3 protein-coding genes and 1 pseudogene are annotated in these 2,508 nt (G+C 69.1%); 3 read left to right on the forward strand and 1 reads right to left on the reverse strand.

What is annotated here, in order from left to right:
- The 3 genes and pseudogenes from ACEN88_RS29245 to ACEN88_RS29255 form a co-directional block, all read left to right on the forward strand.
- Positions 1 to 375 (forward strand): annotated as a pseudogene (locus ACEN88_RS29245) (TetR/AcrR family transcriptional regulator); the annotation flags it as partial.
- Positions 376 to 437: 62 nt separating this feature from the next.
- Positions 438 to 1,244 carry an oxidoreductase gene (locus ACEN88_RS29250; RefSeq protein WP_413345345.1) on the forward strand — a complete coding sequence of 269 codons (807 nt, stop codon included), beginning with the start codon at positions 438 to 440 and terminating at the stop codon, positions 1,242 to 1,244.
- Positions 1,245 to 1,247: 3 nt separating this feature from the next.
- The gene (locus ACEN88_RS29255) at positions 1,248 to 2,255 is read left to right on the forward strand and encodes an NADP-dependent oxidoreductase (RefSeq protein ID WP_413345346.1); all 1,008 of its coding nucleotides are present in this window, start codon (positions 1,248 to 1,250) and stop codon (positions 2,253 to 2,255) included.
- A gap of 7 nt (positions 2,256 to 2,262) precedes the next feature.
- Here ACEN88_RS29255 and ACEN88_RS29260 read toward each other — a convergent pair.
- A partial coding sequence (locus ACEN88_RS29260; protein WP_413345347.1) for an RsmE family RNA methyltransferase occupies positions 2,263 to 2,508 on the reverse strand: 246 nt, incomplete at its 5' end.

The raw sequence follows: 2,508 nt of genomic DNA on the forward strand, positions 1-2,508 counted from the left end.
GCGCTGGCGGCCGGCATCGCGGCGGCCGCGCCGGCGGGGGAGGCCTTGCAGCGCATCATGGAGGCGTACCTGTCCGACGAACACCTCGGCGCCATCGAGACGGGTTGCCCGATCGCCGCGCTGGGTTCGGAAATGCCGCGCCAGGCGCCGGAGGTGCGACACGCGGCGACCATCCGCATCAAGGAAATGATCGACCTGTTGGCCCGGCAGATGCCGGACTGGGGCCAGCCGGAGGCGCACGAACGGGCGATGATGCTCGTGTGCGGGCTGGTCGGCACGGCCGTGATCGCCCGGGCCGTGGACGACCCGAAGCTGTCGAAGACGTTGCGGCTCGCGGCCATGAAGCAGTTGCTGCCTTCCGGCGCCACCACGTAGGCCTTTTTTTGCGCTCAAATATGATGACCGTCATATAGATTAACCCAATCAGGAGAACTACCATGGAAAGCAAGATCGCACTGGTCACGGGCGCGTCGTCCGGCATCGGGGCCGCCGTCGCGCAACGCCTCTCCAGCGCCGGCTACCAGGTCTACGGCACGAGCCGCCGTGGCGCGCAGGGCGGGCGCGGCGCTGTCGAGATGATCGCGCTGGACGTCACCAGCGACGAGTCGGTGCGGGACGCCGTCGCCACCGTCGTGCGGAAGGAAGGGCGCATCGACCTGCTGGTCAACAACGCGGGTTTCGGCGTGGCCCCGGCCGGTGCCGAAGAAAGTTCCATGGAGCAGGCGCAAGCGATCTTCGACACCAACGTCTTCGGCGTGGTGCGCATGACCCGCGCCGTGCTGCCGCATATGCGCAGCCGGGGCGCGGGCCGCATCATCCACATGGGCTCCGTCCTCGGCTTCCTGCCGATGCCGTACGGCGCGCTGTACGCCGCCACCAAGCACGCGATCGAAGGCTATTCGGAATCGCTGGACCACGAGCTGCGCAACTGGGGCATCCGTTCGATCGTCGTCGAGCCGGCGTACACGAAGACCCCGTTCGACGCCAACCTGCTGGAACCCGACGCCGTGCTCGACGCGTATCGCGACATCCGCGCCGCCGTCTCCGCGCGCCTCAAGGAATTGATGGCAGGCGCCGAAGGGCCGGACGTGGTGGCGGACACCGTGCTCAAGGCCGCGCAGGCGCCCCGCCCGAAACTGCGCTACACGGCCGGCACGCTGGCGAAGCGCCTGCGCCTGCTGCGCACCCTGGCCCCAAGCGCGCTGATGGATGCGGGCCTGCGCAAAGACCTGCACCTGGCCTGATCGATGAACGCACTGATACTCAAGCGCTACGGCGGCGCCGACGGGTTGGCATTCGCCGAGGTCGCCCGCCCGGCGATCCGGCCGGACGAGATCCTCGTCCGGGTCCATGCCGCCGGCCTCAACCCGGTCGACAACATGATCGCCAACGGCATGTTCAAGCCCATCCTCAAGTTCGACCTGCCGGCCATCATGGGCAGCGACCTCGCCGGCACGGTGGTGGAAGTGGGCAGCCGCGTGACCCGGTTCCAGGTCGGCGATGCCGTGTACGCCAGCGTCTTCGACCTGGGCAGGGGCAGTTTCGCGGAGTTCGTCGCCGTGCCCGAACGCGCGGCGGCCCGCAAGCCGGCGAACCTCAGCTTCGTCGAAGCGGCGTCGCTGCCCATGGTCGGCCTGACGGCGTGGCAGGCGTTCAAGGAAAGATTGCGGCTCGAACCGGGGCAGAAGGTGTTCATTCCTGCCGGGTCGGGTGGCATCGGCACCTTCGCGATCCAGCTGGCGAAGCAGCTCGGCGCGACGGTCGGCACCACGACGAGCACGGCCAACGTCGACCTGGTGCGCGCGCTCGGGGCCGACGTCGTCGTCGATTACAAGCGCGAGGCGTTCGAGCGGGTGTTGCAGGGTTACGATGCCGTGCTGGGCACGATCAAGGGCGACGGCCTGGAGCAGGCCTTGCGCATCGTACGCCCCCATGCCCGGGTCGTATCGCTGGTCGGCCCGCCCGATCCGGCCTTCGCCGCCGCGCGCGGCATGAACGTCATCATGAAATTCGTGTTCGGCCTGCTGAGCCACAAGATCCGGCGCCTGGCCAGGCAGCGCGACGCCAGCTATGCATTCATGTTCGTGCGCCCGGATGGTGCCCAGCTTGTCGCGATCGGCGACCTCGTGGAAGCCGGACGCATCCGCCCCGTGATCGACAAGGTGTTTCCGTTCGCCGACGCGAAGACGGCACTCGACTATCTCGAACAGGGGCGGGCGAAAGGCAAGGTCGTGCTCCGGATGAGCGCGGACTGACGCCCCGTCAGATGCCGCCCCAGCCGGCCGCCAGGATCGCCAGCGCCGCCAGTCCCGCCGTCTCCGTGCGCAGCACGCGCGGCCCCATCGACAGTGCCAGCGCGCCGGCTGCCCGCGCCGTCTCTTCTTCCTGGTCCGTGAATCCGCCTTCCGGCCCGACGAGCAGGGTGACGTCTTGCGGCGGCGTCGCGCGCACCCACTGCGCGAGCGAGGCGTCCGCGCGCGGGGAGAGCAGGATGCGCGTGCCGGTGGC

The sequence above is a fragment of the Massilia sp. CT11-108 genome, assembly GCF_047302915.1.
In the GTDB taxonomy this organism is placed as follows: Bacteria; Pseudomonadota; Gammaproteobacteria; order Burkholderiales; family Burkholderiaceae_D; genus Telluria; species Telluria orientalis.